The 25,911-nt window shown below is 37.5% G+C and carries 24 protein-coding genes; 11 read left to right on the top strand and 13 right to left on the bottom strand.

Annotated features, from left to right (window positions below):
• Nucleotides 1-145: 145 nt before the first annotated feature.
• From yidC to trpS, 6 genes are all read right to left on the bottom strand, one after another.
• A complete protein-coding gene (gene yidC / locus JWQ54_RS00535; protein ID WP_299578749.1) occupies nt 146-1,999 on the bottom strand; it encodes a membrane protein insertase YidC in 1,854 nt (617 codons plus the stop codon).
• A gap of 21 nt (nt 2,000-2,020) precedes the next feature.
• Nucleotides 2,021-3,631, bottom strand: coding sequence for a CTP synthase (locus JWQ54_RS00540; RefSeq protein ID WP_299578751.1), 1,611 nt, complete (start codon nt 3,629-3,631; stop codon nt 2,021-2,023).
• Between the two features lie 181 nt (nt 3,632-3,812).
• Complete coding sequence (gene kdsB / locus JWQ54_RS00545) at nt 3,813-4,544, bottom strand: 3-deoxy-manno-octulosonate cytidylyltransferase (protein WP_299578753.1); 732 nt, start codon at nt 4,542-4,544, stop codon at nt 3,813-3,815.
• A complete protein-coding gene (locus JWQ54_RS00550) occupies nt 4,541-5,191 on the bottom strand; it encodes a hypothetical protein (protein ID WP_299578755.1) in 651 nt (216 codons plus the stop codon). The genes kdsB and JWQ54_RS00550 overlap by 4 nt, the downstream gene beginning before the upstream one ends.
• Before the next feature lie 29 nt (nt 5,192-5,220).
• Nucleotides 5,221-5,835 carry a deoxynucleoside kinase gene (locus JWQ54_RS00555; RefSeq protein ID WP_299578757.1) on the bottom strand — a complete coding sequence of 205 codons (615 nt, stop codon included), beginning with the start codon at nt 5,833-5,835 and terminating at the stop codon, nt 5,221-5,223.
• A gap of 209 nt (nt 5,836-6,044) precedes the next feature.
• Nucleotides 6,045-7,040, bottom strand: a complete 996-nt coding sequence (gene trpS, locus JWQ54_RS00560) for a tryptophan--tRNA ligase (RefSeq protein WP_299578759.1) — start codon at nt 7,038-7,040, stop codon at nt 6,045-6,047.
• A gap of 37 nt (nt 7,041-7,077) precedes the next feature.
• Between trpS and JWQ54_RS00565 the strand changes: the two genes are divergently transcribed.
• From JWQ54_RS00565 to JWQ54_RS00580, 4 genes are all read left to right on the top strand, one after another.
• Nucleotides 7,078-7,803, top strand: a complete 726-nt coding sequence (locus tag JWQ54_RS00565; RefSeq protein ID WP_299578762.1) for a 1-acyl-sn-glycerol-3-phosphate acyltransferase — start codon at nt 7,078-7,080, stop codon at nt 7,801-7,803.
• A gap of 104 nt (nt 7,804-7,907) precedes the next feature.
• Nucleotides 7,908-8,639 carry a 1-acyl-sn-glycerol-3-phosphate acyltransferase gene (locus tag JWQ54_RS00570; protein WP_299578764.1) on the top strand — a complete coding sequence of 244 codons (732 nt, stop codon included), beginning with the start codon at nt 7,908-7,910 and terminating at the stop codon, nt 8,637-8,639.
• On the top strand, nt 8,636-8,941 hold the full coding sequence (gene gatC, locus JWQ54_RS00575) for an Asp-tRNA(Asn)/Glu-tRNA(Gln) amidotransferase subunit GatC (protein ID WP_299578766.1): 306 nt from the start codon (nt 8,636-8,638) through the stop codon (nt 8,939-8,941). The genes JWQ54_RS00570 and gatC overlap by 4 nt, the downstream gene beginning before the upstream one ends.
• Nucleotides 8,942-9,112: 171 nt before the next feature.
• On the top strand, nt 9,113-9,877 hold the full coding sequence (locus tag JWQ54_RS00580; RefSeq protein WP_299578768.1) for an ABC transporter ATP-binding protein: 765 nt from the start codon (nt 9,113-9,115) through the stop codon (nt 9,875-9,877).
• Nucleotides 9,878-9,996: 119 nt separating this feature from the next.
• Here JWQ54_RS00580 and JWQ54_RS00585 read toward each other — a convergent pair whose 3' ends face one another.
• Nucleotides 9,997-10,191 carry a hypothetical protein gene (locus tag JWQ54_RS00585; RefSeq protein ID WP_299578770.1) on the bottom strand — a complete coding sequence of 65 codons (195 nt, stop codon included), beginning with the start codon at nt 10,189-10,191 and terminating at the stop codon, nt 9,997-9,999.
• A gap of 158 nt (nt 10,192-10,349) precedes the next feature.
• The gene (locus JWQ54_RS00590; protein WP_299578772.1) at nt 10,350-10,967 is read right to left on the bottom strand and encodes a hypothetical protein; all 618 of its coding nucleotides are present in this window, start codon (nt 10,965-10,967) and stop codon (nt 10,350-10,352) included.
• Nucleotides 10,968-11,167: 200 nt separating this feature from the next.
• On the opposite strand from JWQ54_RS00590, the gene JWQ54_RS00595 reads away from it, so the two are divergent.
• Nucleotides 11,168-12,427 (top strand): M48 family metallopeptidase, encoded by a 1,260-nt coding sequence (locus tag JWQ54_RS00595; RefSeq protein ID WP_299578774.1) that lies wholly within the window; start codon nt 11,168-11,170, stop codon nt 12,425-12,427.
• A gap of 25 nt (nt 12,428-12,452) precedes the next feature.
• The gene (locus JWQ54_RS00600) at nt 12,453-13,994 is read left to right on the top strand and encodes a DUF6770 family protein (protein WP_299578775.1); all 1,542 of its coding nucleotides are present in this window, start codon (nt 12,453-12,455) and stop codon (nt 13,992-13,994) included.
• Between the two features lie 85 nt (nt 13,995-14,079).
• Here JWQ54_RS00600 and JWQ54_RS00605 read toward each other — a convergent pair whose 3' ends face one another.
• Nucleotides 14,080-14,823, bottom strand: coding sequence for a hypothetical protein (locus tag JWQ54_RS00605; RefSeq protein ID WP_299578777.1), 744 nt, complete (start codon nt 14,821-14,823; stop codon nt 14,080-14,082).
• 57 nt (nt 14,824-14,880) lie between these two features.
• Nucleotides 14,881-15,870, bottom strand: a complete 990-nt coding sequence (locus JWQ54_RS00610; RefSeq protein ID WP_299578779.1) for a chitinase — start codon at nt 15,868-15,870, stop codon at nt 14,881-14,883.
• Between the two features lie 193 nt (nt 15,871-16,063).
• Here JWQ54_RS00610 and JWQ54_RS00615 point away from each other — a divergent pair, with 193 nt between their 5' ends.
• From JWQ54_RS00615 to JWQ54_RS00625, 3 genes are all read left to right on the top strand, one after another.
• Nucleotides 16,064-16,618, top strand: coding sequence for a cob(I)yrinic acid a,c-diamide adenosyltransferase (locus JWQ54_RS00615; protein ID WP_299578781.1), 555 nt, complete (start codon nt 16,064-16,066; stop codon nt 16,616-16,618).
• Nucleotides 16,619-16,810: 192 nt separating this feature from the next.
• Nucleotides 16,811-17,032: a DUF2795 domain-containing protein gene (locus tag JWQ54_RS00620; RefSeq protein ID WP_002996718.1), complete on the top strand. Its 222-nt coding sequence runs from the start codon at nt 16,811-16,813 to the stop codon at nt 17,030-17,032.
• 113 nt (nt 17,033-17,145) lie between these two features.
• Nucleotides 17,146-17,295, top strand: a complete 150-nt coding sequence (locus JWQ54_RS00625) for a lmo0937 family membrane protein (protein WP_299578783.1) — start codon at nt 17,146-17,148, stop codon at nt 17,293-17,295.
• Nucleotides 17,296-17,436: 141 nt separating this feature from the next.
• Here JWQ54_RS00625 and JWQ54_RS00630 read toward each other — a convergent pair whose 3' ends face one another.
• Both JWQ54_RS00630 and queA read right to left on the bottom strand, forming a co-directional pair.
• Nucleotides 17,437-18,147: a 2-C-methyl-D-erythritol 4-phosphate cytidylyltransferase gene (locus tag JWQ54_RS00630; protein ID WP_299578785.1), complete on the bottom strand. Its 711-nt coding sequence runs from the start codon at nt 18,145-18,147 to the stop codon at nt 17,437-17,439.
• Between the two features lie 111 nt (nt 18,148-18,258).
• A complete protein-coding gene (queA, locus tag JWQ54_RS00635; protein WP_299578787.1) occupies nt 18,259-19,308 on the bottom strand; it encodes a tRNA preQ1(34) S-adenosylmethionine ribosyltransferase-isomerase QueA in 1,050 nt (349 codons plus the stop codon).
• A gap of 328 nt (nt 19,309-19,636) precedes the next feature.
• Between queA and JWQ54_RS00640 the strand changes: the two genes are divergently transcribed.
• A complete protein-coding gene (locus JWQ54_RS00640; RefSeq protein ID WP_299578789.1) occupies nt 19,637-20,884 on the top strand; it encodes an ABC transporter permease in 1,248 nt (415 codons plus the stop codon).
• A 216-nt stretch (nt 20,885-21,100) separates the two neighbouring features.
• On the opposite strand, the gene JWQ54_RS00645 is transcribed toward JWQ54_RS00640, so the two are convergent.
• Entirely contained in the window at nt 21,101-24,361 is a 3,261-nt protein-coding gene (locus JWQ54_RS00645; protein WP_299578791.1) for a PAS domain S-box protein, read from the bottom strand.
• A 153-nt stretch (nt 24,362-24,514) separates the two neighbouring features.
• Between JWQ54_RS00645 and JWQ54_RS00650 the strand changes: the two genes are divergently transcribed.
• On the top strand, nt 24,515-25,801 hold the full coding sequence (locus JWQ54_RS00650) for a citrate synthase (protein WP_299578793.1): 1,287 nt from the start codon (nt 24,515-24,517) through the stop codon (nt 25,799-25,801).
• The last annotated feature ends 110 nt before the right edge of the window (nt 25,802-25,911 follow it).

A 25,911-nucleotide genomic window follows, 5' to 3' on the forward strand; every position in this document is an offset into this window, starting at 1 on the left:
GAAAAGTCCGGAAGTCCGAAAGACGGAATTTAGCATGTTTGAAATAATTGCAAAGATAAAGCCCGATAGGCTTTAATCTATCGGGCTTTACCTTTCAATTTTTTACTTTCGGACTTTACTGACTTTTCCGACTTTCGGACTACAACTATTTCTTCTTAGGAGGAGCAATTGTAGCCTGTTGTTTCTGGCGCATCATTTCTTCCATACGGGCCTGGAAGCCCCCTGTTTTCTTTTTCGGATCAACAGGCTTGTTTTTGTTTTCCTGGATCTGCGCATGGATCTTTTTATCATCAACCATTAAGCGTATGATGTACTGCTGTAAGAAAGTCATCATGTTGGCCAAAAAGTAATAATAATTTAAACCTGCAGGATAGCTATTCAATGCACCGAGAAATATGACCGGTGTGATATAGCCTATATATTTCATCTGCCCCGTAGCACCCGAGATCTGGTTATTGAAATAAGTATAGATCAGGGTTGATATGGTCATTAGCACGCACATTAAACTAAGGTGATTGCCAATGAATGGAATATTTGGGAAATTAACTATTGAATCGTAAGTAGAAAGATCATGCATCCATAAAAAGCCCTGTCCGCGCAGTTCAAACAAGCTTGGGAAAAAGCGGAAGAATGCAATTACTATAGGCATTTGGATCAGCAACGGCAAACATCCGCCAAGTGGATTTACGCCGGCTTTTTTGTAAAGCTTTAAATATTCCTGTTGCAGCAGGGTAGGGTTATCCTCACCGATCTTTCCTTTAATTTCATCCATCTCCGGCTTTAAAACACGCATTTTAGCCATTGAAAGGTATGATTTGTACGTAAGTGGCGATAAAACCAACTTAAGTATAATGGTTAAGGCCAAAATAATTAAGCCATAGTTCCAATTAAACTGATTAAGGAAATTAAATACGGGTAATACCGCAAAACGGTTAATATATTTTAACGGTCCCCAGCCCAGGTCAATTTGCTTTTCCAAACCATAACCTTGTTCTTTTAATGTTTGAAAACGGTTAGGGCCAAAATAAAACTCCATAGGGAAACTTCCATCAGCATTTTTAGCCAACACAAGGTTAGCGCTCATTTGCTTCACGATAGTTGTATCAGTAACATCAGTGCTTACGGCCAGGCTTGATTTATTGAAACCTTGTTTAGCAATCAATCCGCTGGAGAAAAAATGGGCTTTGAATGAAACCCACTGAATTTTTTTATCACTAATCTCCTTCTGATCATCTTTTGTTTCGCTCAGGTAATCATTATCATTATCTGTGTTGTTATATGATATGGTTGAATACCTGCGCTCTTGCTCTAAATCCTTTTCCTGTTTACGGGCAACTGACGCCCAGTTGATGTTAATAGTACTGTTGTTGGCAATCACCTGGTCTAGCCCGGTTGATTTTACAGTTAAGCCGACTTTATAGCCTGTGCCTTTTAGTGAATATATATAATCAATATATTGTGTTGCGCTATAGCTTAAACGCATGGTAACACTGCCCGAGTCTTTTTCAGCAACATGCAGATCACCGGCGGTTGGGGTAAAATAAAGCTTATCGGTATTAATGCTGTTATTGCCGGCAGTAAAGGTTAGCCCAAAATGGTTTTTAGGACCGTCAAATAAAACAAGTGGTTTTTTGTCGAAAGTTTTAAACTCTTTTAATTCAACAGCATATACCTTGCCGCCTTGTGTGCTAAGTTTTACGCTGATATCTTTATTTTCGAGCGTAACAAATTTTTCGGTACCAATTGTTGTTGCGCCAAAAGGGGTTTTTAAAAGCGCAGAATCAACGGGTTTATTTACTGCTGCTGCCTTTACTTTTGATGTATCAACATATTTAGCAGTAGTAATTGCCGGTGATTTAATTTGCCCTCTTTTAATAGAATCAGCATGTGCCTGAATTCTCTCTTTCTTAAGGTCAGCTTCATTGGGCTTCATAAAGAAAAATGAAGCACCCATTATGATCATGATCAGGAATAATCCTGTAAACGTATTTTTATCCATTTCTAATTATCGTACAAATATCTATTGCTTACGTGCATACGCCATTGAAGCGGCGACAAAGTTAATAAAAAGTGGGTGCGGATTTGCAACTGTTGATTTTAATTCGGGATGAAATTGTGCTCCAACAAAAAACGGATGGTTTTTAAGCTCAACTATTTCAACCAGGTTGTTTTCCGGATTAAAGCCAGATGGCGCTAAACCGGCATTTTCATAATCCTTTAAGTACTCATTATTAAACTCATAACGGTGCCTGTGGCGCTCGCTGATGCGTGTTTTGCCGTAAAATTTCTCGGCCTTGCTGCCTTTTTTCAAATCGCAGGCATAAGCTCCAAGGCGCATGGTGCCGCCCTTATTAATAACTTTCTTTTGCTCCTCCATCATGCTGATAACCGGGAAAGGTGTATCTGGGTTCATCTCAGTACTGCTGGCATCTTTTAATCCTAATACATTACGCGCAAATTCAACCACAGCGCATTGCATGCCTAAACAGATCCCAAAAAATGGAATATTGTTTTCGCGTACGTAACGGATCGCCTCAATTTTACCCTCAAAACCGCGCTCGCCAAAACCAGGCGCAACTAACACACCGTGCAAACCTTTTAGCCTTTCAATAGCATTGCCTGGCGTAAGCTGTTCTGATGGAATATATTCAACCTTAACTTTTGATTCATTTTTAGCACCGGCATGTATAAACGACTCGACAATAGATTTATAAGCATCCGGCAATTCAACATATTTACCAACAAGACCAATGCGTACTTCAAAGGTCGGGTTTTTTAATCTGCCCAAAAAGTCTTTCCAGTTCTCAAGATTAGGCTCGTTTTTATGAGGTAATTTTAATTTGGCCAATACTGTTTTATCAAGCTGTTCTTTCAGCATCAGCAGGGGGACATCATATATCGTTGATGCGTCAATAGATTCAACAACCGCATTAACGTTAACGTTACAGAACAAAGCTATTTTTTTGCGGATGTCGGTATTTAAATGATGTTCGGTACGGCAAACTAAAATATCCGGCTGGATCCCATATTCAAGCAGCATTTTAACCGAGTGTTGGGTAGGCTTGGTCTTCAATTCGCCTGCAGCAGCAAGGAAAGGGATCAATGTTAAATGGATAACCAGCGAATTACCCGAGCCAATCTCCCACCTGAACTGTCTTACAGCTTCAATATAAGGTAATGACTCAATATCGCCCACAGTTCCGCCAAGTTCAGTTATTACTATATCATAATCGCCGCTTTCGCCCAGTATGCGGATGTTTCTTTTTATTTCGTCGGTAATGTGTGGTACAACTTGTACGGTTTTGCCCAAAAATTTGCCTTCGCGCTCCATATTTATAACATTCTGGTAAATACGGCCGGTGGTAATATTATTTGCTTTTGATGTTGGTGTATTTAAAAAACGCTCATAATGACCAAGGTCCAGGTCAGTTTCGGCTCCGTCTTCGGTAACATAACATTCCCCATGTTCATAAGGGTTTAATGTTCCGGGGTCAATGTTGATATAAGGATCGAATTTTTGAATAGTTACACGGTAACCCCGCGATTGAAGAAGTTTAGCTAAGGAAGCAGAGATAATTCCTTTCCCCAACGATGAGGTAACGCCACCCGTAACAAAGATATATTTAGTCATGATTTTTGTGTGCTTGGCCCGGTTTTAAGGCCGGAACAAATTGTTTGTGTACGGGATACAAAAGTAAGAAAATTATTGGAGTTAAGAGGGGGAAGTTGGTGAATTGATTTGAAAATTTTATGATTTGAAAATTTGAAGATGAAAATCAAACAATTGTGAAAAGAATTTTCAAATCATCAAATCAACCCATCTTCAAATTAGCCAGATCCTCCGGCGTATCAATTGCACGTGTCTCCAATTTTGTTTCTGCAACTTTAATGTGATAGCCATTTTCTATCCAGCGAAGCTGTTCCAGGCTTTCAGCTTTTTCAAGAGATGATACCGGAAGTTTGGTTATCTCCTGCAAAACATCAGCGCGGTAGCCGTAAATACCAATATGTTTAAAGTAAGTAAAATGATTGAGCCAGTCTTTCTGTTCATGCCCGCGGATATGGGGGAGCGGCGAGCGCGAGAAATAAACAGCTTCGGATAGTTTATTAACAACAACTTTAGGAGAGTTTATATTAAACAATTCCTGTTCGGTTTGTACTTTTTTAATTAATGTAGCGAGCTGGGTATCGGCATTGTTAAAGCAGGAAGCTACTTTGCTGATCTGTTCGGGGTCGATATAAGGTTCATCGCCCTGGATATTTATGATCACATTATATTGAGGATGCTCCAGCGCTACTTCCGCACAACGATCTGTACCGCTTTGGTGGTCGACAGAGGTCATTATGGCTGCGCCGCCAAAATTTAACACATGGTCATAAATGCGGATATCGTCTGTGGCAACAATTACTTCTGTTAAATGATTACATTTTTTAGCCTGCTCATAAACCCTTTGGATCATGCTTTTACCGGCAATATCCACCAATGGCTTGCCCGGAAAACGGGTAGAGGCGAAGCGCGCAGGAATAATGCCGAGGATGTTCATTTGTTTTTAAGCTGGATTGTTTTAAAGGCCTTTAATGCTAATTTTTGATTTTCTGCTGATAGATTAGATCCACTCATTTGAAAATTCAAACTCGATGATCTGCTGTGAATATAAATACCAGTCATGCCTTTTCCCGGAATTTTTGGCCAAATAGTTTTTGTAACATACATTTTATCACTATCTACCTGGATGTTATTCTCTTTGATGATAGTCGGAATTTCAATGGGTAGATACACCGTCTTTCCCTTATAAGTTAGGTCAGCAATGTAATTAGCCTTTGGGAATTTATTTTTTTGTAACTGATCCGGAAGATGAACTTTTGTTTTAGTTCCCCAGTAAGGTAAAGTGAGACGATCATCCCACCACTCCCGACTATCCAGGTACTCTTTTTCTGTTTTTAGCAAATGATTAGCATAGCCCATTCCACTATAATCAAAGGATAATTGTAATTGCAGCCCAGTGATTTGTCCAACAAATGAATCTTCCTGTTCTCCAGGATCTTCATATTTCCAATTCTGTGGAACAGAAATTTTAAATGACCCTAAATTCAGTTGCTGCCAGTTATTTTGTTGTTTAAGGATAGCCGGTGCTGATTCACATTCAATCAGAATCAAGAGAATTACTAAGACGAGATAATATTTTTTCATAATTGAATTAATAATCCCCATTCTCAAATCTAAAACAACCCGTTCAATTCCCTTTCAACCAACTGTACAATAGTTGCTAAATCTTCAGTATTATTGGCGAAATCAATGTTGTCTTTGTCAATTATCAGCAGCTTGCCCAGTTTGTAACTCTTTATCCATTTATCATATTTATCATTCAACTTTGATAAATAATCAAGCCTGATGCCACTTTCATATTCACGGCCGCGGCGCTGGATATTATTTACCAGGGTAGGCACCGATGCTTTCAGATAAATGAGCAGATCGGGTGGTTTTATAAATTCGGTAATGTTATCAAAAATTGCAGCATAGTTTTCGTAATCGCGGGTGGTCATCAAACCCATATCATGCAGGTTCTCTGCAAAAATATAAGCATCCTCATAAATGGTCCTGTCCTGTATAATATTATGACCATTTTTCTGAATATCTATGATCTGCCTGTAGCGGGTATTTAAAAAGTAGATCTGCAGGTTAAAGCTCCAGCGTTTCATGTCGCTGTAAAAATCTTCCAGGTACGGGTTGTTATCAACAGCTTCAAATAATGGATCCCAGCCGTAATTTTTTGCCAGCAATTCGGTAAGGGTGGTTTTACCGGCGCCTATATTTCCTACTATAGCAATGTGCATCTTTAGTTCATGGTTAATGGTTCATAGTTCATAGCAGAAAGTTCGTGGTTGATAGATGATAGTTAATGGTTTTAAGCTAAATTTTAATATGCATTTGCTATTTGTGCTGAAATGAAACTCCGACTAATATACAGCATGCGCCATGAACTATCAACAATGAATTGCTTTTTTTCTAGTCATGAATTATCAACCATGAACCCATCAACTAATCAAAAACTCTTGAATCCAATAATTTCCCGTACGTCTTTAATCGTTTTCGATGCGCTTTCACGGGCTTTAATAGCTCCATGGCGGGCAACCTGGCGTAGGTATGAGGCATCCTGCGATATATCATTAATCTTCTCCCGGATTGGAGCCGTAGCTATAATTATGTCTTCTGCAAGCTGCTTTTTTAAGTCACCGTAACGGATCTGGCAGGTATTATACAAGTTGTCAAAGTGTTCGTACGTATCTGCAGAAGAAACAACTTTTATAATGTCAAATAAATTTTGGATCTCTACAGGCTTTTCCTGGTTCTCGGCTGTTGGGCCGGCATCAGTAACTGCACGCATAACTTTTTTGCGGATTATTTCGGGAGAATCCGAAAGGTAAACAGCATTACCTTCACCTTCCGATTTACCCATTTTTCCTTTGCCGTCAAGTCCCGGTATTTTAACCAGGTTATCACTAAAGTTAAAAGCATAAGGCTCAGGAAAATAATCTTTATTATAAAGCCTGTTAAAGCGATTAGCAAAAGTACGTGACATTTCTAAGTGCTGCTCCTGGTCTTTACCCACAGGTACCTTGGTAGCCCTGTGAAGAATAATGTCGGCAGCCATAAGCACCGGGTAGGTCAAAAGTCCGGCGTTCACATTGTCGGGGTTTGCACGTATCTTGTCTTTAAAAGATGTAGCGCGTTCAAGTTCGCCCAGGTAGGCATTCATATTCAGGTAAAGGTATAACTCCGAAGTTTCAGGCACATCAGATTGAACGTATATGGTAGCTCTTTCAGGATCAATACCCGCGGCTAAATATTCAACCAGCACCTGCTTTACATTCCCATGCAGATCTGCAGGAGTGGGGTGCGTAGTTAACGAATGCAGATCGGCAATAAAAAAATAGCAGTTATATTGATGCTGCATTTTTACAAAGTTTTGTATTGCCCCGTAATAATTTCCTAAGTGTAAGTTCCCGGTCGAACGAATACCACTAACAACAGTTTCCATAGCGCGAAAGTAAGTAATTTTTATATTTTTGATGGTGATGAAATTGATCTTAAAGAAGGTACACGTTTATATATATGTATTAAGCGTTGCTTTATCTTACTTTTTATTCTGGCCACTATTTTATTACTTCTCACGTAAACCATCCCGCTACCGGAACATAAACCGGTTCAGGCGCATTTGGGCCATTATCAGCTCAGCTCTTGTTGGTTTTTTTTATCGCTTTGAATATGAACAGGCTATAGATTGGAGCAAAACTTACATTGTATGCCCCAATCATACCTCAAGTCTTGATATTTCGGCCATGTGCATATTGGTAAAGAGCGATTACAGCTTTATGGGGAAAGAAGAGCTAAAAGACGAACTGGTAACTGGCTTATTTTTCCGTTCGGTGGATATCCCGGTAAACCGTGATAGTAAAATGTCATCATACAGGGCTTTTAAAAAGGCCTCAGAAAAACTTAAGCAAGGCACTACACTTATTATTTTCCCGGAGGGGGGGATAAGTGATGATTATCCGCCAACCTTGCACGAGTTTAAAAATGGCCCGTTCAAACTGGCTATCGATTATAAAATTCCTATTATACCTGTTTCATCATCAAACACATGGAAAAAGCTTTGGGACGATGGGACAAAATATGGCACAAGGCCGGGGATCTGTAAATTTCATGTACATAAACCAATAGAAACAGCGCATTTAACAGAAGATGACGCTGATAAATTGAAGGATGAAGTTTATGATATAATTAATAATAGAATTAGTTGATTAAGTTTATTAGGTTTATTAAGTTGAATGAGCGGGACAATTAAAACCTAATCAACTTAATCCAACCCAATTAACTTATTCTAACTTTTTTATTTTTGATGCCTATGAAAATCATTTTAAAAAGAATGCATACCCATTTTTACAGGTATAGTGTAGCTTTCTTTTTTCTATTGGTTCGGCCAATTTTGTATTTTCTTTCTCAAAAACAATCACGGTTTAAGTATATCAACGGATTCAGGCGATTTATTATTTTTTACAGCACCGTTGTTTCGGGCATATTTTTTAACATTGATTATGAGGTTGCTGTTGATTGGAAGCGTACTTATATTATCTGTGGTAATCATACATCAAATCTTGATGTTTCGGCTATTAACCTGGCGGCAAAAAATAATCATTGCTTTATTGGTAAGGAGGAGTTATTAAGCAATATGGTGCTTGGTTTCTTTTTCAGAACAATAGATATTACTGTTAACAGGGATAGTAAAATGTCATCATTCAGGGCTTTTAAAACAGCAGCAGAAAGGTTAAAGGATGGTGTGAGCGTAGTTATTTTCCCCGAAGCCACTATTCCTGAAGAGTATCCGCCTGTATTGTACCCCTTTAAAAACGGGGCCTTTCGCCTTGCAATTGAATTAAAAGTGCCTGTTGTTCCCATAACATCGCTTAATACCTGGAAAATTTTATGGGATACCGGGAATGAATATGGCAGCAGACCGGGCATTTGTGATATATTTGTACACAAACCCATTGAAACGGCCCATTTAACGGTAGATGATGCCGACACATTAAGAGACGAGGTTTACGAAATTATTAATCAAAAATTGGGAGCAGCATGACCATTGATCAGGAAACAGTTGATAAAATAGCACATCTTGCCAGGCTGGAGCTTAGCGGCGATGAAAAGCAAGAGATGATAAAGGATATGAGCAAGATCCTGGATTTTATGGCCAAGCTTAATGAAATTGATACGTCGGGAATTGAACCGCTTATTTACATGACCAATGAGGTAAATGTTTTAAGAGAAGATGTTGTAAAACAGCAGATAACGCACCAGGAAGCCCTGCAAAATGCCCCTAAACATGATGATGATTATTTTTTAGTGGCGAAAGTGATAGATTTGAAGTCCGAAAGTCAGTAAAGACAGAAAAAAGCGGTTTGGCATGAAGCTGGGCATTAAGCTTTTTGGGTCAAAATGAAGCGATTAGATATTCAAACAGGAAAAATCTTACGAACTTTCGGACTTTTCCGACTTTCGGACTAAAAAAAGTGTAACAAAACATACCCTGCTACAGTCAAATCAAGAAAAAATATGGAACCACTTATCACCCTTAAAGATATCGGACGTAAATATGTTATTGGTACTGAAATAATTCATGCCCTTAAATCTGTTTCGTTAACTATTAATAAGGGAGAGTTTGTTGCGCTGATGGGGCCTTCAGGCTCAGGCAAATCAACCCTGATGAATATCCTGGGATGCCTGGATACACCAACCAAAGGCGAATATATTTTAAATGGGATTGGTGTTAGCCACATGACGGATAATGAGCTGGCTGAAGTTAGAAATACGGAGATAGGCTTTGTGTTTCAAACGTTTAACCTGCTGCCACGTAATACCGCTTTAGACAATGTAGCCCTTCCGCTTGTTTATGCCGGTATTAATAAAGAAAACAGGCGGGCGCGTGCGAAAAAAAGTTTAGAGAATGTAGGCTTAGGCAATCGTATGGATCATAAGCCTAATGAGCTTTCGGGAGGGCAACGCCAGCGTGTGGCAGTGGCCCGTGCATTAATTAATGACCCCTCAATTATATTGGCTGATGAGCCTACAGGTAATCTTGATACCAAAACATCAATTGAAATAATGGGATTGGTGGAAGACATTCATGCCAAAGGCAATACCATTATATTAGTAACTCATGAAGAGGATATTGCATTGCATGCCCACCGGATTGTACGGATGCGTGACGGCCTGATTGAAAATGATTACGCAAATCCTAACATAAAAACTGTTGACAGGGATAACCCAGCACTTAAAGAAATAGCTGAAGTACCTACAAAAGAGAGCCAGGCTAAATAGATTCATATTTGGCTCACGGCGTATAATAACCATAATACATAATATAAATTAATTCAGCGGGAGTAATTTAAACTTTGTCATTTTTTTTAAAAAGCTGACAAAGCTTATGTTGGTTCACCTCAGCAGCATCCTAAAAGCTGGTCGGTAGGGCAATACAATCCGGGATTGGAGCCTAAATTACAATCCGGATCTAAACCACCTGCCGGAGACCCAGGGTCCGGGCCACCTTCCGGGATAAAACAAAAGCATCCTGGTGGCGGGTCCTGTAAACCGCCTTTTACATTTTTTAGTTCGTTTCTGGTTAACTTTTTCATTTGCGTAGTAATTATGTGTTTGGATTAGGTATTATTAAAGTATAAGGTTTGGTTTTCTAAATTAATTATAATATATCAGGAATATATGATCTGATATATTATTTATTTTCAATCAAATAAATTTGTTTGAAAGTTTCATTTACTAAGCTTTAATAACGTTAATCGCAGATTGCACATAACCTTGATATAAATTCGGCCATATAAATAACTTTTTCAGGCGATACAGGTTTGCAATTACCTATAATAAGCGTATGCTCAACTATCTCTATTACAAAATCATCTTCCCTTATATCCATTACAACATTGCGAAAATTGCGGTTTATCCCGGTAATAGCTTTTTCATGGTCATTAACCAATACATAAAAAGTGTCACTAAAGGCTTTATCCTCCGCAAAATCCAGCTCAACAGGATGGATCAGCTCAATTATTTTATCTGCAAGAGTTTCACGCCTTATTAATATGCGACCAAAGTCATGCTTTAAATAAGCCAGCGCCCAGGTTTGGTATTCACAGGTTTCACTGATATGGCCCCTGCCCAAATTTCTTAATTGATTCTCTACAAAAAGAACGTAGCTATCATTATTCTCATGTTTTATTACGTATGAGTCTCTTACTTTAACGTCAATATAGTGTTTAAACACTTCAAATTGCTCCAGATGAAAATCAATTTCACCGGTAAATTCTATATGAAATTTTGATTTAAGAGCCTGGTAGGCATCATGAAACCTGTCTATTTCTTCTGAACAGAGCCCGGTGGTATCAAATGGATAGTTCAAGGTATTATAGTTTAAAGTTAAAAGCCGCTGGTTATGCGTTGCCATTACAAGTATAAAATTTACTGCCGGAATTTCAAATAATATGATATTTTTGTTGGCAAATGAAATATATGATCAATCGTATGTTTCATTGCTATACATTGACAAGATACCTTAACTGCTTTCACATTTTTCTTTCCTTTTTATTGCTGCTAAGCTTAATGTTTCAAGCCTCTGCGCAAAATGTTACCTATGCCTATAAAAATATTAAAGGTTATACAGCTTTTTTACAAAAGATAAGCGAAGAAAACGCACTCTTTTTAAACAAGAAAACACAAAAAACATATCAGGAATTCATCAACGAAAAAAATACCGAATTAATAAAAAGGTTAAATGAAAAAGGTTTTTTGTTTGATACGATAGCCTATCCTTATTTGAACTCGATCTTCAATCATATCCTTGAGAAAAATTCATTGGATAAAAACAGGTTTCATTTTTTTGTAGATCGTACCTCAATCGTTAATGCTTACAGTTATGAGGATGGTACCATTGTTTGCAACTTAGGGTTGGTTGGGCTTATGGAAAATGAGAGCCAGTTAGCAATGGTTTTTTGTCATGAACTGGGGCATGTTTTACTTAAGCATGTAAACACCGCATTGGTAAGGCAGTTAGAAAAATATAATTCTCCTGAATTTTTGGAGCAGCTTAAGCATATAGAAAAGCAGAAATATAACACTAAAAAGCAATTGGAAAATTTGCTTGTAAACGATGTTTTTGACCGCAGAAAGCATAGCCGCTCACAAGAAAGTGCAGCAGACTCCTTAGGTATGCTTTTGTTTAGTAATACAAGTTATAGCGCTCAAGCAATCCCCGCGATTTTTAACTTTTTAGACTCAGCAGTAACCAAAACAACTGCTTGTACCATTCACGCTTTTTTTGAACAGGAGAACATAGGTTTAGATGAAAACTGGCTAAAACCTGAAAAGAAAATGAGTTTCGGAGCAGCAGAGAAAAAAGAAATAACAGACTCTTTAAAAACTCACCCTGATTGTGCGAAAAGAAAAATTGCTATGGAATCTTTTTTTTGGAGCAGGCCTAAACCAGGGATCGACTTTTTGGTTGGGAATACGCAAAAATTAACTCAAGTAAAAAAGGTAGCCCTTTTTGATGAAGCTGAATATTCAAAAGATTTGGATAACCTGGGCTTGTATTTGTACCAGCTTATTCAAAATAATAGCGTTTTTCCATCAAATACCTATATAAAAACAGCAACCTATAACACAATGCTATCTTTAGGCAAGCATTTCAAAGCTCATACCCTGTACGAAGTGGTTAATAATCAGTATGTTTCAAGCTATGATAATGATCAATATGCCGTACTGCTTAAATTGCTTGATAACTTAAGCCTGGAAAATTTGAATGAGATTACAAACACCTATTATCAAAACAATAAGCTTTTAATCACAATTTCTAAAAACTAACAAAATCCTTATACCCTAATCAATTATGAAATTTAAACTACTAATTATTTTTTTCGCCCTTTTAAGTTTAAAGGGGTTTACGCAAAACGTTACAAAAGCCTTTAATGAGGTGAAAAATGTAACTGTCCGCAACATTGGAGCCATCACCCAAAACAATGTTGTAAAAGGCTACTTCAGTTTTTATGAATTTGACAAGGCAGATAAAAAAAACATCATTTACAGGCTAAATTTATTGGACGAAAATTTAAATGACCTGGGTACAAAAGAAATTACAGGGCCCAAAGATTGGGAATTGGTAAGCAGCGGGTACGATGGAAATAACTATTGCTTTAAATTTTATGATGATAAAAACCGGACATTTGAATTAAAGGTTTACAACCAGGAAGCTAAGGAAGTAGCATCAAACCCTTTGAAAATTAATTATAAGCCAAACAGTAATTCTAAATATCAAATTTATCGGCAAATGGTAAATCCCGATATAAACATTTTAAATAATAACGGCTTTGTTGATTATACTTTTAATGACCCTAATGATGCTTTTATTGTAAGCTATGCTAACGGAAGTTCTCAAAAAACATGGCAGCAAACTTACGAGCCGGAAGGTAAGTCGAAATTCATGATACCAACATTTTTAAACGGGAATGAAGATATGATCTTAACAGCTGTTGCCCGTGTTGAAAAAGGAATGTATAATACCAAAACCCAGCATACGATATTAGCAAACAATACAAAAAACGGTAGTCAGTTATTTGATGTATCAACAGAGTTTGATGACAATCATGTGGTGCCCATTAATGCTATTTTTGAAGACGGAAAAGTTATAGTTATAGGATTGAATTATAAAACTACAAAAACATTTACCAAGGCCCCGGATGGCATGGCCTTTTTAGAATTTGATAAAACCGGAAAGCTTTTGAAAAGTAATTTCAAAACTTTTGAGGAAACTTTAGGTAAATATTTACCGATTGAAGACCATCAGTTAAAAGATGGATATTATCTATATATACATGATATTGTTAGAACCAACAAAAACTCAAACCTGGTAATATCCGAGAAATTTAAAAAAGCTGTGGATGCCGGTGGGCTGGCAATGTCATTATTTGGTGCCAGGGGGAGCGGCACTGTAAAATTACAATTAGAAAATATGTTGGTTTTGGAATATGATTTGGATGGAAATATATTACAAGCCAAAGAAATACCTAAAGCTAAGGGCACCACTCCTGTATTCCCTTCTTACCTGGGCCTCTTATCTCCTTATCTTTTAGCTACTGTTGCAAGTTCATTGGGCTGGATGGATTACATGTACACTATAAAAAGTGAAGATAATGCTAACATTACCTTTAGCTTTGTTGACTATGACAGACTTGATGCCGATGCCAAAAAAACTCAAAACTTTGGGCAAATAAAGTACAATAATGGAAAGCTATCTATTGATAAGATCCCTGTTAAAAATGAAAAAGCAACCTTTTCGCGTTTACTTAGGGCCAAAACAAATCATGTACTGCAGGTAAACTACTTTAAGAAAGAAAAGAAGCTAACCATGGATATGATCAAACTAAATAACTAACCGTAATACAGATAAAGCTCAATACAACTAAACTGTTCTTTTACAGTATGAAGTATTGAGCTTTAATTAAAGCTCGCAGTTTGATTTACCATTTAGCTTTAGGTGGAATTGAGCCAATATTTTTCCATCCATTCTTTAAGTATTTTTCATTCGGCGAAAACTCGCCGGTTCCAATATCCAAATCGCCAGAGTCAGGAATTCTAAAATCGCCCCAATTGCACCTTTCGGTTAACGTGCCTTTATAGGCGGTCCATTCACCAACAAACTGGTTGTTTGTAAAGCTATCGGAAACGGAATCTATATCATCGTATTTTATATTGTTGTATCTATCTATATAAAACCTTGACGCCACAACACCTTTAAAGGTTCCCGCGTGCTTTTGATTTTTGTTTTCTGAAAAAATATAATCGCCAAAAATAACAAACTGGCCTTTTATGCCAGCGTTTTTGTACACATCATCAACACCGTTTGAGGTAACTTTAAATTTTCTAATGTTTGAGATTGTTATTGTACCATAGAAATCGCAAATGTTATCCTTCACCATTGATTTACCATAAATTTTATAAGTGTTTGCAACCTTATCTTTGGTTACATTAATAAGCTTAATACGGATGCGCTGATAGTCCCTCCCGATAAACCCATAAACCACTGAATTATCCGTTTGAGTAAACAGCCCTGAGAAATTATAATGGATCAATTGGCTCTTTAATTCCTTGCCCGACAAATCAGGGTTTTGCAGTTGTATGCTTTTGAAATTTTGAGCCTTGGTTTGACCGGATACCGAAAATGAACACGAAACTATAAAGCAGAAAAAAAGGAGGTATTTCATTTTATAATGATAGCTAATTAAAGCAATGCATAAAAATCCGACATCGAACATCTGAAATCAATACGCTTTCATCTTGCCGCATGAGCAGGCGCAATTATCATCGCTAATACCAAAACTCTTTAGAAAATGTTGGTAAAAGCCAATTCTATCATTCATGCTGAATATGTTTTCACCTTTATTACATTCAACCCCGCCGTTTATAATATTAATGGTCATACCAAAGCCGGGTATGCGGTTTGCAGCTTTATCAGCAGTATTTGGCTGCCATTTGCCTATCATAACATCATGTGCTGATGGTTTGGCTGTTTGCGGGGTCATCCAAAAATAAATAGCAGTTTTAAAAGCAACTACCGGGTTGGTCTCAACCAGGTCGGGATTGTTGAGCAATATTTTTTTATCGCCAAAAATACAATCAGACGCATAGCCATAGTTGCCATTATAGCTTAATTGCAATGGCCCGCGGCCATAATATTTTTTACCCGGCACGGCAGGGTAAGTGTCATTATCAGCTAAGTAGGGTAATGACGTATTACTTTCATGTATAAACATTAAACCATCATCGTATTTGCCGTTTTCTCCATGGCGGGTTTCATGCGCTATGTTTGCAAAAAAGGCAGCCAGTTCTTTTTTATTGGTTTGCAGATCTTTTTCCACGCAAAAATTCCCATAATCAATAACATAGCTGCTATCCGGTTTCTTTTTGGCCCAGTCCTCATTCCAATCTTCATCCTGGCGTATAACATCTGCTTTGCCGGTACTTTTATCTGTGCGGATAAACTGGTAAATTGAAACCCCGCGCCTGGTTATTTTAACTGACACCAGGCCCATTTCTTTTAATGCTTTTATAAATGCTGCATAAGTGTAAAATTTATCGCGTTGAGGGAATAGGGCATTAAATTGCGACTCATTTAAAAAACTTGTTACGGCCATTTTATGGGGCTGATTGTTATTTGCCGCAGCTTTATCATTTGTGCCAACACATTTTAAGCTTAATAATGTTATAGCAGCAAGTAAAAAGAGGGATATTATGAACAGGGGCTTTTTCACGATGATTTGTTTTTTCAAAGATTATGATCAAATAGAGATATTCGGAAATCAGCACCAAATTTGGTGATTAATTTTGTATAACGTTTAAAACCGGGTAGTGTTTCTATTATGGAAACTTTGTAAACTTTTACGTTTAAAACACGAACATCCAAAATCAAAATCCTAAATTCGAAAACGAACATCCGAAATTAAAATGAAGATTTACACAAAAACAGGCGATAAAGGCCTTACATCATTAATTGGCGGTACGCGTGTTGCAAAGCACCATATTCGTATTGAAAGTTATGGAACAGTTGATGAGCTCAATTCATATATTGGACTAATAAGTGACCAGGATATTGCGTTACATGATAAAGAAATATTGAAACAAATACAGGACAGGCTTTTTACCATCGGATCGTCACTTGCTGCCGACCCTGAAAAATCAAGAATGATAATACCCGACCTCTACTTAGCCGATATTGAATTGCTTGAGCAGGAAATGGATAGTATGAATGAGCAATTGCCCGAGTTAAGGCATTTTATTTTGCCTGGAGGAAGCAGCACTATTTCTTATTGCCACATTGCACGTTGCGTATGCCGCAGGGCCGAGAGAATAACGGTGCACCTGGCCGAAGAAAGTGCCGTAGATGAAAAAGTTAATATTTATTTGAACAGGCTGAGCGATTATCTGTTCACTTTAGCCCGGAAAATTGGCAACGAAAATAAAATACCTGAAAATCAATGGATCCCGAGGATGGGGAGTTGATTAAGTTGATTAGAAGGGTGGTTGATTGAGTTAATGAACGTGTATAAGCCGGGTAACTTAATCAACTCAATCTAACTTTACCAACCTAATCAACCATTTTCAATTAAATGCGAAAAAATATTGATAATCGAATAAAAAATATTATACTTTTGCGAAAAATTAAATTTACCGAATAAAAATAAATAAGAGAATATGTATTGGACACTTGAACTGGCATCGCACCTGGAAGATGCACCCTGGCCTGCAACAAAAGACGAATTGATTGACTATGCTATCCGTTCGGGAGCACCTGTTGAGGTTATTGAAAACTTACAAGCATTGGAGGATGATGGTGAGCCTTACGAAAATATTGAAGAGATATGGCCTGATTACCCTACAAAGGATGACTTCTTTTTTAACGAGGACGAATATTAAAGTACTTGTAATCAATGAAAAACCTTGCTAAGCAGGGTTTTTTTGTTCCGTCCCCTTTTTGGAATGGTTTTGGTTAAGATGTAAACAACATAATCAACTAAAACTTTACAAATATGAGAAGTCTACTTTATTTAATCGCAGTTATCCTGGTAATAGGATGGATCTTTGGTTTTTTCATTTACCCTGTTGGCGGTGGCATTATTCACGTTCTTTTAGTAATTGCAGTAATTGCATTGCTTTTAGGAATTATCAGGAGGGCATAGTTCTTTAAGTCCATAGACAATGGTCCATAGTCCATAGTTTGAATTATTCTGTTATCGACCATGGTCCATGGACTATCGACTCTTCAAAATGGTCCATAGTCCATAGTTTGAATTATTCTGCTATCGACTATGGACCATGGACTATTGACTCTTCAAAATTATCTCTGCAATTAGAATATCTTCCGGGAAAGTGATCTTTATATTTTGATAACTTCCTTCCACAAGGTGAATTTCTACGCCTGTTTCTTCAACAACACTGGCATCATCAGTAAATTTTGTATTATATGATTGCAGGTACGCGTTTTTTATTTGTGCCGATTGGAATGTTTGCGGCGTTTGCACCAGGTAAACATCCTCACGCCTTAAACTTTTCGAAATCCCGTTTCTCATTAACCTCACCGAATCGCGGCTTTTAACGGCCGTAACGGCGTTGCCGCTTTCGGCGGCATATAAGTATGCCTTTTCTATAATTTTGCTGCTGATCAAAGGTCTGACAGCGTCATGCACTGCTATCAGCGAATTAACATCATTATCTATTGCATCAAGCCCGTTTTTTACCGAGTGGAAGCGCGTTTCGCCCCCTGTTACCAATTGGTGAGGGATCTTAAAGTTGTAGTCGGTACAAAGTTGCGACCAATAGGCATGGTACTCAGCCGGAAGTACTAAAATAATGGTTGGTTTAACAGTTGAGAAATGAAAAGCTTCAATGGTATGCATTAAGACCGGCCTTCCGCACAACAACAAAAATTGTTTTGGGACTACTGATTGCATCCGGGTGCCTGAACCGCCGGCAACTATGATTGCGAAAGATTTGAGATTTGAGATTTGAGATTTGAGATTTTCTGAAGTCATTCTTAGTCAAAGCTATAAATCAATCTTAAATAAGCAAAAATGAAAAAGCCCCTTAAATTTAAAGAGGCCTTTTCTTCTATAATTCCGAAATCGAACTTCCGGCTTCCGAAATTAAATGATCAGCATGGCATCGCCATAGCTGTAAAAACGATATTTTTCTTTTACTGCAACTTCATAGGCATTCATCACGTTTTCAAAGCCTCCAAAAGCAGAAACCATCATCAATAAGGTTGATTCAGGCATATGGAAATTGGTGATCATTGAATTGGCAATGCTAAAATCATAAGGCGGGAAAATAAACTTGCTGGTCCAGTCATTTGCTGGTTTCAGTGTTTTATTTGCAGATACTGCAGATTCAATGGCGCGCATAGATGTTGTACCAACCGCACAGATCCGGCTTTTACGTTCAATGCCCTTGTTTACAATATTTGCCTGCTTCTCTTCAATAATAAACTGTTCAGAGTCCATCTTATGCTTGGTAAGATCTTCAACCTCTACCGGGCGAAAAGTACCTAAACCTACGTGAAGGGTAACTTCGGCAAATTCAATACCTTTAAGTTCAAGGCGTTTCATCAGCTCGCGGCTAAAGTGTAAACCAGCTGTAGGTGCTGCAACCGCACCTTCATGTTTTGCAAAAATGGTTTGGTAACGCTCCTTATCTTCGGAGGTTGCTTTGCGTTTTATATATTTTGGCAGAGGTGTTTCACCTAAGATCTCCACATTTTTGCGGAATTCTTCGTCGGTACCATCAAATAAAAAGCGGATAGTGCGACCGCGTGATGTTGTATTATCAACTACTTCGGCAATTAAAAGGTCATCATCACCAAAATATAATTTGTTACCTACGCGGATCTTACGGGCCGGGTCAACCAAAACATCCCATAACCTAAGTTCTTTATTTAATTCGCGTAATAAAAAAACTTCAATTGTTGCACCGGTTTTTTCTTTATTACCGTACATGCGTGCCGGAAATACTTTGGTGTTGTTAAGGATCATTACGTCCTTATCATCAAAATAATCCAATACATCTTTGAATATTTTGTGCTCAATTTTGCCTGAATCACGATGTAAAACCATTAATTTTGATTCATCGCGAATGCCGGCGGGGGTGTGGGCAACTAATGATTCGGGCAGATTGAATTTAAATTGAGATAATTTCATGTTAAATGATATGAATTTTCAAGGGCGCAAATGTAAGCTTTTTTTTACTATTTTTCCTGATTTTTTGTTAGCAATGATTATACCGATTAATTAATGATCGCACCAATTGGTTGTGATTGTTTTAATGATTGTATAGTTTGCTTATTTATTACACCAATTTTTAATATAAGTTTGAAATAATGTAACTTAACTGAATTCTGGCAGTCTAAAATTATCAAACCTTGGTTATCACACGTTATCATTAGTGAAATCCAAGCAGGTATCTGTGAAATCACTCAATAATCGGTGAATTCAAAAAAGTAAAATCGGTGAATTCAAAAAAACTCAAATGATATTTTTAAAACTTTTCAGGGAAAGCTTTCTGTTTGCTTACGACGCGTTAAGGCAAAATAAGCTGCGTACTTTTCTGTCATTGCTTGGTGTTACCATCGGGATATTTACTATCATTTCCGTTTTTTCGGCTGTTGATACTTTGAAAAATAACCTGCAAAAAAGTGTAAATAAACTGGGCAGCAACAGTATTTACATACAAAAATGGCCCTGGGTAAATAATGAAGACTCACCCTGGTGGAAATACCTGCAACGACCTACCCCTAAATTACGGGAATATGATGAGCTGCAGAAGCGCAGCCAAACAGCCCTTGCTGTTTCATATGAAATAAATATTGATAACCGTATTGTAAAGTACCAAAGTAATACGGTTGATGGCGCCCAAATTGATGCAACATCGCATGATCATGATAAAACATGGAACTTTGATTTTGAAGATGGGCGGTATTTTACCGAAATGGAATCACGCGCGGGCAGCCCGGTTACTGTAATTGGGCATGATATTGCTACTGATCTTTTCCCCAATGGGGGAGCCGTTGGTAAGCAATTAAAAATAATGGGCCGCAATATTACCGTAATTGGTGTTTTTAAAAAGGAAGGGAAGGACATTTTAGGAATTTCTGATGATAAAGAAATTTTATTGCCTTTAAACTTTGCCAAAAACGTTATTGATGTACAAAATGCAAATTACAATCCCCAGATAGTTGTACGCGGAAAGAACGGCATAAGTGATTTGGAAGTTGAAAGCGAAGTAAGAGGGTTAATGCGTTCTATCCGCCGTTTAGGGCCCGGAATAGAAGATAATTTTGCTTTAAATAAAACTACCATACTCTCTAATCAATTGGATATAGTTTTTGGCGTATTAAAAAAGGTAGGTTTTGTTATAGGCCTTTTTTCAATTTTAGTTGGTGGTTTTGGTATTGCTAATATTATGTTTGTTTCGGTTAAGGAACGCACCAATATAATAGGGATCCAAAAATCATTGGGGGCCAAAAACTATTTCATATTGCTGCAGTTTTTGATCGAATCTGTAGTCTTATGTTTAATGGGTGGGATAATTGGGCTTAGTATGGTTTTTGGAGCAACAGCAGCTGTTAAAGCAGCGGCAGATATACAGGTTGTACTTGATATTTCAAATATAATTTTTGGCGTTAGCCTGTCAATCGGAATTGGTATAATATCAGGTATTATTCCGGCTTATTTTGCTGCCCGGCTTGATCCTGTTGAAGCGATAAGGTCTAATTGAGTTGATTGGTTGATTAAGTTGACTGAGTTAGATTAAGTTGGATTGAGTTAGATTAAGTTGAATAGGTTAATTAAGTTAGATTAAGTTAGATTAATTGAGTTGAATAGGTTAATTGAAAGTTTAGAAAATTATAATGTTGTAACGTTATTAAATAGTTTAACTTAATCACTCAATCCAACCTATTCAACTCAATCAACTAATTTCACCCCAATCAACTTAATCAACTACAGTTACATAGTGCCCTGCAACTTTCTCATACAATGTATCAGGAACAAAAGGCTTGGTTAAATAGCCGCACATGCCGGCTGCCAGGGCCTTATTATGTGTTTCTGGCATGGCATCAGCAGTTAGGGCTATAACAGGGATATCCGGGTTTGTTTTTCTTATTATCCGTGTTGCTTGAAACCCATCCATTACAGGCATTTGCAAGTCCATTATAATCAGATCGTAGCTATTGTTTTTAACCATCTCTATTGCAATCTCGCCGCTAATAGCTTCGTCAACTTCTACCTGCCATTTTTTAAGGAATTTGGATGCTATCATCAAATTCATTTTGTTATCATCAACAACAAGTATCCGCATTCCCTGTAAGCTGCGCTCCAGGTTAATGTTAGCAAGCGATATCAACTCATTATTTTGTATTTGGCTGCCTATGTTAAATGCGATGGAAAATGAGAACTGTGTACCTCTGCCGGGCTCACTTAGCGCCGAAATATTACTTTGATGCAGCTCAATTAAACGTTTTGTAATAGCCAGCCCTAAACCCGTGCCTCCATAATCGTTATCATGGTTTTGCGACTCCTGCATAAACGGATCAAATATAAGAGCAAGATTTTCTGCTGCTATGCCTATCCCGGTATCGGCAATGGTAAATTTAACCTTAACCTGTTGGTTATTAATTGTTTCTTTATTAAGATGAATACTAACTCTCCCTTCGTGTGTAAATTTGACGGCATTGCTTAACAGGTTATTTATTACCTGGCCAAGTCTTATTTGGTCACCAATTAGATATTCAGGAATGGCAGGGTCTACAAATAGATCTATTTCGAGATCTTTTTCAGCTGCCCTGGCATAAAACGACTGCTTTATTTTTTGGGTCAGATTTAGTATATTAAACGGTAATAAATTAAGCTCCAGTTTCCCTGCCTCAATTTTATTATAATCTAAAATATCATTTATAATAGCTAACAGATTCTCGCCGGAAAATTTGAGTATGTTTAAGTATTCCAACTGTTCGGGCGAGGGATTCTCGCTCAGCAACAGGTTGGTAGTGCCAATTACCGCGTTCATTGGTGTCCTGATCTCATGGCTCATGATGGATAAAAACTCCGATTTAAAATGCGATGATTTCTCGGCTTCTTCTTTTGCCGAAATTAAAGCCTGGGTAGCCCTTTGCCTTAAGGTTATATCCTCTCCAATACTGGTAACTTCCTTTATATTTCCATTTTCATCATAGCTTACCGTGTTTTGCCAGCTAATATTACGCAGTTCTCCATTACGGCATATTACAGAACTAATATACTGGGCTTCAAAACTCCCATTAATAAACCATTTTGACAAGCCGTTCTTTTGATCCTCCGGTAAAAAATTTTCTAACCAGTTTAACCCCAATATTTCGTTTTGATCATAACCAAGAATATGAGACATAAACTTATTGCAAAAAATCAGATTTCCATATTTGTCAACAGATATAGCCGGCAGTTTAATGGTTTCTAATACCAGCTTATATTTATTTTCAGTTCTCTTGTAATCTATTTCAGCTTGCTTACGATCGGTTATATCCTGTATAGTGCCAATAACTTTACGCACAGAGCCATCATCACGCCGTAATAATTTGCCGACAATAACACTCAGGTACTTAACATTTCCGCTTGTTGTAACTATCCTGTATTCATATGATGTATTGGTAATGTTTGAGATATCTTTTAAATGCTTTTTAAGGATGGGCCTGTCATTGGAGTGGGCATATTTCACTAACAATTTGATGAAACTATTTTCGTCAGTAGTTTTTCGATCAATTTCGAAAATGTTATTTATCTCGTCACTCCACGTCAACTTATTTAAGAGGATATCCCATTTCCAGTTTCCTATTTTGGCTATAACCTGGGCTTCTAATAGCTCTGTCTGACTAACTTTTATTCTCTTTTCTGATAGTTTGGTTTCAGTAATATCCTGTAAAATACCAATAATACGTTTTACGCTGCCTTCGCTGTCTTTTAACAGTTCGCCTTTTAATATTTTTATATACTTTAATTTACCGCCCGGTGTGATTAATTTATGCTCAAATTCATCTTTGCCTAATTCATAAATATTGGTAAAATAAGCATGAGCTCCCTCACGGTCGTCCGGATGGACCAGGTTTAAATAATATTCAAACTTTTCTATATTCTCAGGTATACCTTCAACTTCCAAAATTTTATATAAGCTTTCAGACAAAAATGTTTCCCTGGTTGTAAGGTCAAAATACCAGTTGCCTGTTTTAGCAATTGACTGGGCTTCAAGTAGCAAGCTCTCACTTTCTTTCAAAGCATCAGCATATTTTTTCTGTTCAGATATATCAGTAACCGATGCGGAGATCCGCGAGGTATAATTACCGCTCTGGTCATATACCGGCGCTAATTTGGCCACAAACCAACGCCCGGTTCCAAAATCAGAAGGATAGGTTATTGAAACTGGCTCGCGATGCTTTAGGACATGATCCATTGCATCATCAAACTTTTTGGCCTTTTCATCTCCCAAAACCTCGCTCAGCCTTTTACCTATACACGTTTCCGGGTCAATTACCCGTCCCTCTATTCTGCTGAACCAGGTATTCAAACAGATTTTATTTTCATCAAATTCAAAAATTACATCATTTAATGAATTGATAAGGGCATCAAGTTTTTTACCACTCCGGCGCAATTCTTCATCATTATTTACCAGGCTTTTATTCAAATCAATAACATTGCGCAAAGCTTTTTTAAACCTTAGCTTATAAGCCGTCATAACTAAAAACGATACATGAGCAATAAATGTAAATGTTAGCAATAAAACTACCAGTACAGTTAATGATATGTATAGCCTGGGTGCAGCAATATAGGCTATAACTGTAGCTATTAAATTAAGTGAGCATATTGCTGCAAATTCCCATCTTTTTTTACAAAACAAGGTAAGAGCTATAAAAATGGTTATTGAACTAAACAGGTAAACATGTTCAAATCCATTTTTATTTAATAAAAGGCCATTATTGATTACTAAAAAAGATATAATAGTTAAATATTGGCTTGCTGCGCTGAGAAATTTAGATTGGTAAAATGAAAAGCCCAGGGCTATTAAACAAAGTGCGCTGCTAATTAAACGCAGCCACAAAGGATCGAACGAATTATAAAAACACAGGTAATGAAGCGCGGGGCTTGCAATAAACAGCCCAATGAGTAATAATTGATTAATGGTATTATCACTTTGTATAATTAAAAGCAATCTGCTTCTTAGGGACATACTAATGTTTTTTTAGATCGGCTATAGGTAGTTGTTCAAAAAATATTATCAATTAAGAATGATATGGCATGAAAATTTTACAAATTGTCAATCATCTTAAGGGCTATTAGTACGTAGATTTCGCTACATTTGTTGCAAATAAAATATTTTCCTATGTCGGAGACAGCACAATTAAAAATTGGCGATAAAACTTATGATCTTCCTGTAATTGAAGGTACCGAAGGTGAAAAAGCTATTGATATTTCAAAATTAAGGGACCAATCCGGTTATGTAACATTTGATACCGGCTACAAAAACACAGGCGCAACAAAAAGCGCAATTACATTTTTAGATGGTGAACAAGGGATATTAAAATACCGCGGCTACCCGATAGAACAACTTGCCGAAAAATCAAGTTTTATTGAAGTTGCCTACCTGCTTATCCATGGCGAGCTGCCTACAGAAAAGGATTTGAGCAATTTTCAGTACGAAATAAGCAGGCATACGCTGGTACATGAGGATATGAAAAAGTTTTTTGATGGTTTCCCCTCAAAGGCTCATCCCATGGGGCAGCTGTCATCGTTGGTTTGTGCATTGTCAGCATTTTACCCTGAATCATTAAAATCTCTGCAAACCCGGGAGGAGCTTCATTTAAGCATTATTAAAATGCTTGCTAAAATGGCTACCGTTGTTTCATGGATCTATAAAAAATCACTGGGACATCCGCTTATTTACCCTCAGAATAAATACGATTATGTAACCAATTTCCTGTATATGACCTTCGGGCAGCGTACAGAGCAAATTGAGATAGACCCGGTAATAGTTAGCGCAATGAACACGCTGCTGATATTACATGCAGATCACGAGCAAAACTGCTCTACCTCAACTGTGCGTATTGTAGGCTCGTCCGAATCAAATATTTATGCATCAGTTTCGGCGGGGATCTCGGCATTATGGGGCCCGCTGCATGGCGGTGCAAACCAGGCGGTGATTGAAATGCTTGAGAAGATAAAAGAGGATGGGGGAGATACCGATAAATGGATAGCAAAAGCTAAGGATAAAAACGATCCTTTCCGTTTAATGGGATTTGGACACCGCGTATATAAAAACTTTGATCCGCGTGCAAAGATCATTAAAAAGGCATGTGATGATATTTTAGAAAAACTTGGTATGGATGATGAAGTGCTTGAGATAGCTAAAAAGCTGGAAGAAGTAGCGTTGAAAGATCCATATTTTGTTGAGCGTAAGCTGTATCCTAATGTTGATTTTTATTCGGGTATTATTTACCGTGCGCTTGGCTTCCCTACCGATATGTTCACCGTATTGTTTGCATTGGGCCGTTTACCGGGCTGGATTGCGCAGTGGAAGGAAATGAAAGAAAACAAAGAGCCTATTGGCCGCCCGCGCCAGATCTATGTGGGCGCCGTTAACAGGGAGTATGTTGACATAAAGAGCAGGTAGTTCTTCTTTAGCTTATAAATGATGGTTCATAGTTCATGGGAGTGAATTGTGAACCATTTTTTTTGGGGATGATCACACTGATTGTTTGGGTGATTACGCTATATTAGGAT

The organism is Mucilaginibacter sp. (assembly GCF_028288225.1).
Lineage (GTDB): Bacteria > Bacteroidota > Bacteroidia > Sphingobacteriales > Sphingobacteriaceae > Mucilaginibacter.

Excerpts from the sequence above, each read along its gene's own strand:
- JWQ54_RS00615 (WP_299578781.1), top strand. The coding sequence starts at position 16,064 with ATGAAGATTTACACAAAAACAGGCGATAAAGGCCTTACATCATTAATT.
- gatC (WP_299578766.1), top strand. The coding sequence starts at position 8,636 with ATGACCATTGATCAGGAAACAGTTGATAAAATAGCACATCTTGCCAGG.
- JWQ54_RS00565 (WP_299578762.1), top strand. The coding sequence starts at position 7,078 with ATGAAATTGATCTTAAAGAAGGTACACGTTTATATATATGTATTAAGC.
- JWQ54_RS00585 (WP_299578770.1), bottom strand. The coding sequence starts at position 10,191 with ATGAAAAAGTTAACCAGAAACGAACTAAAAAATGTAAAAGGCGGTTTA.
- JWQ54_RS00645 (WP_299578791.1), bottom strand. The coding sequence starts at position 24,361 with ATGTCCCTAAGAAGCAGATTGCTTTTAATTATACAAAGTGATAATACC.
- JWQ54_RS00570 (WP_299578764.1), top strand. The coding sequence starts at position 7,908 with ATGAAAATCATTTTAAAAAGAATGCATACCCATTTTTACAGGTATAGT.
- kdsB (WP_299578753.1), bottom strand. The coding sequence starts at position 4,544 with ATGAACATCCTCGGCATTATTCCTGCGCGCTTCGCCTCTACCCGTTTT.
- JWQ54_RS00595 (WP_299578774.1), top strand. The coding sequence starts at position 11,168 with ATGTTTCAAGCCTCTGCGCAAAATGTTACCTATGCCTATAAAAATATT.
- JWQ54_RS00600 (WP_299578775.1), top strand. The coding sequence starts at position 12,453 with ATGAAATTTAAACTACTAATTATTTTTTTCGCCCTTTTAAGTTTAAAG.
- JWQ54_RS00555 (WP_299578757.1), bottom strand. The coding sequence starts at position 5,835 with ATGCACATTGCTATAGTAGGAAATATAGGCGCCGGTAAAACCACCCTT.
- yidC (WP_299578749.1), bottom strand. The coding sequence starts at position 1,999 with ATGGATAAAAATACGTTTACAGGATTATTCCTGATCATGATCATAATG.
- JWQ54_RS00650 (WP_299578793.1), top strand. The coding sequence starts at position 24,515 with ATGTCGGAGACAGCACAATTAAAAATTGGCGATAAAACTTATGATCTT.
- JWQ54_RS00550 (WP_299578755.1), bottom strand. The coding sequence starts at position 5,191 with ATGAAAAAATATTATCTCGTCTTAGTAATTCTCTTGATTCTGATTGAA.
- JWQ54_RS00625 (WP_299578783.1), top strand. The coding sequence starts at position 17,146 with ATGAGAAGTCTACTTTATTTAATCGCAGTTATCCTGGTAATAGGATGG.
- JWQ54_RS00630 (WP_299578785.1), bottom strand. The coding sequence starts at position 18,147 with ATGACTTCAGAAAATCTCAAATCTCAAATCTCAAATCTCAAATCTTTC.
- JWQ54_RS00640 (WP_299578789.1), top strand. The coding sequence starts at position 19,637 with ATGATATTTTTAAAACTTTTCAGGGAAAGCTTTCTGTTTGCTTACGAC.
- JWQ54_RS00580 (WP_299578768.1), top strand. The coding sequence starts at position 9,113 with ATGGAACCACTTATCACCCTTAAAGATATCGGACGTAAATATGTTATT.
- trpS (WP_299578759.1), bottom strand. The coding sequence starts at position 7,040 with ATGGAAACTGTTGTTAGTGGTATTCGTTCGACCGGGAACTTACACTTA.
- JWQ54_RS00605 (WP_299578777.1), bottom strand. The coding sequence starts at position 14,823 with ATGAAATACCTCCTTTTTTTCTGCTTTATAGTTTCGTGTTCATTTTCG.
- JWQ54_RS00540 (WP_299578751.1), bottom strand. The coding sequence starts at position 3,631 with ATGACTAAATATATCTTTGTTACGGGTGGCGTTACCTCATCGTTGGGG.
- JWQ54_RS00620 (WP_002996718.1), top strand. The coding sequence starts at position 16,811 with ATGTATTGGACACTTGAACTGGCATCGCACCTGGAAGATGCACCCTGG.
- queA (WP_299578787.1), bottom strand. The coding sequence starts at position 19,308 with ATGAAATTATCTCAATTTAAATTCAATCTGCCCGAATCATTAGTTGCC.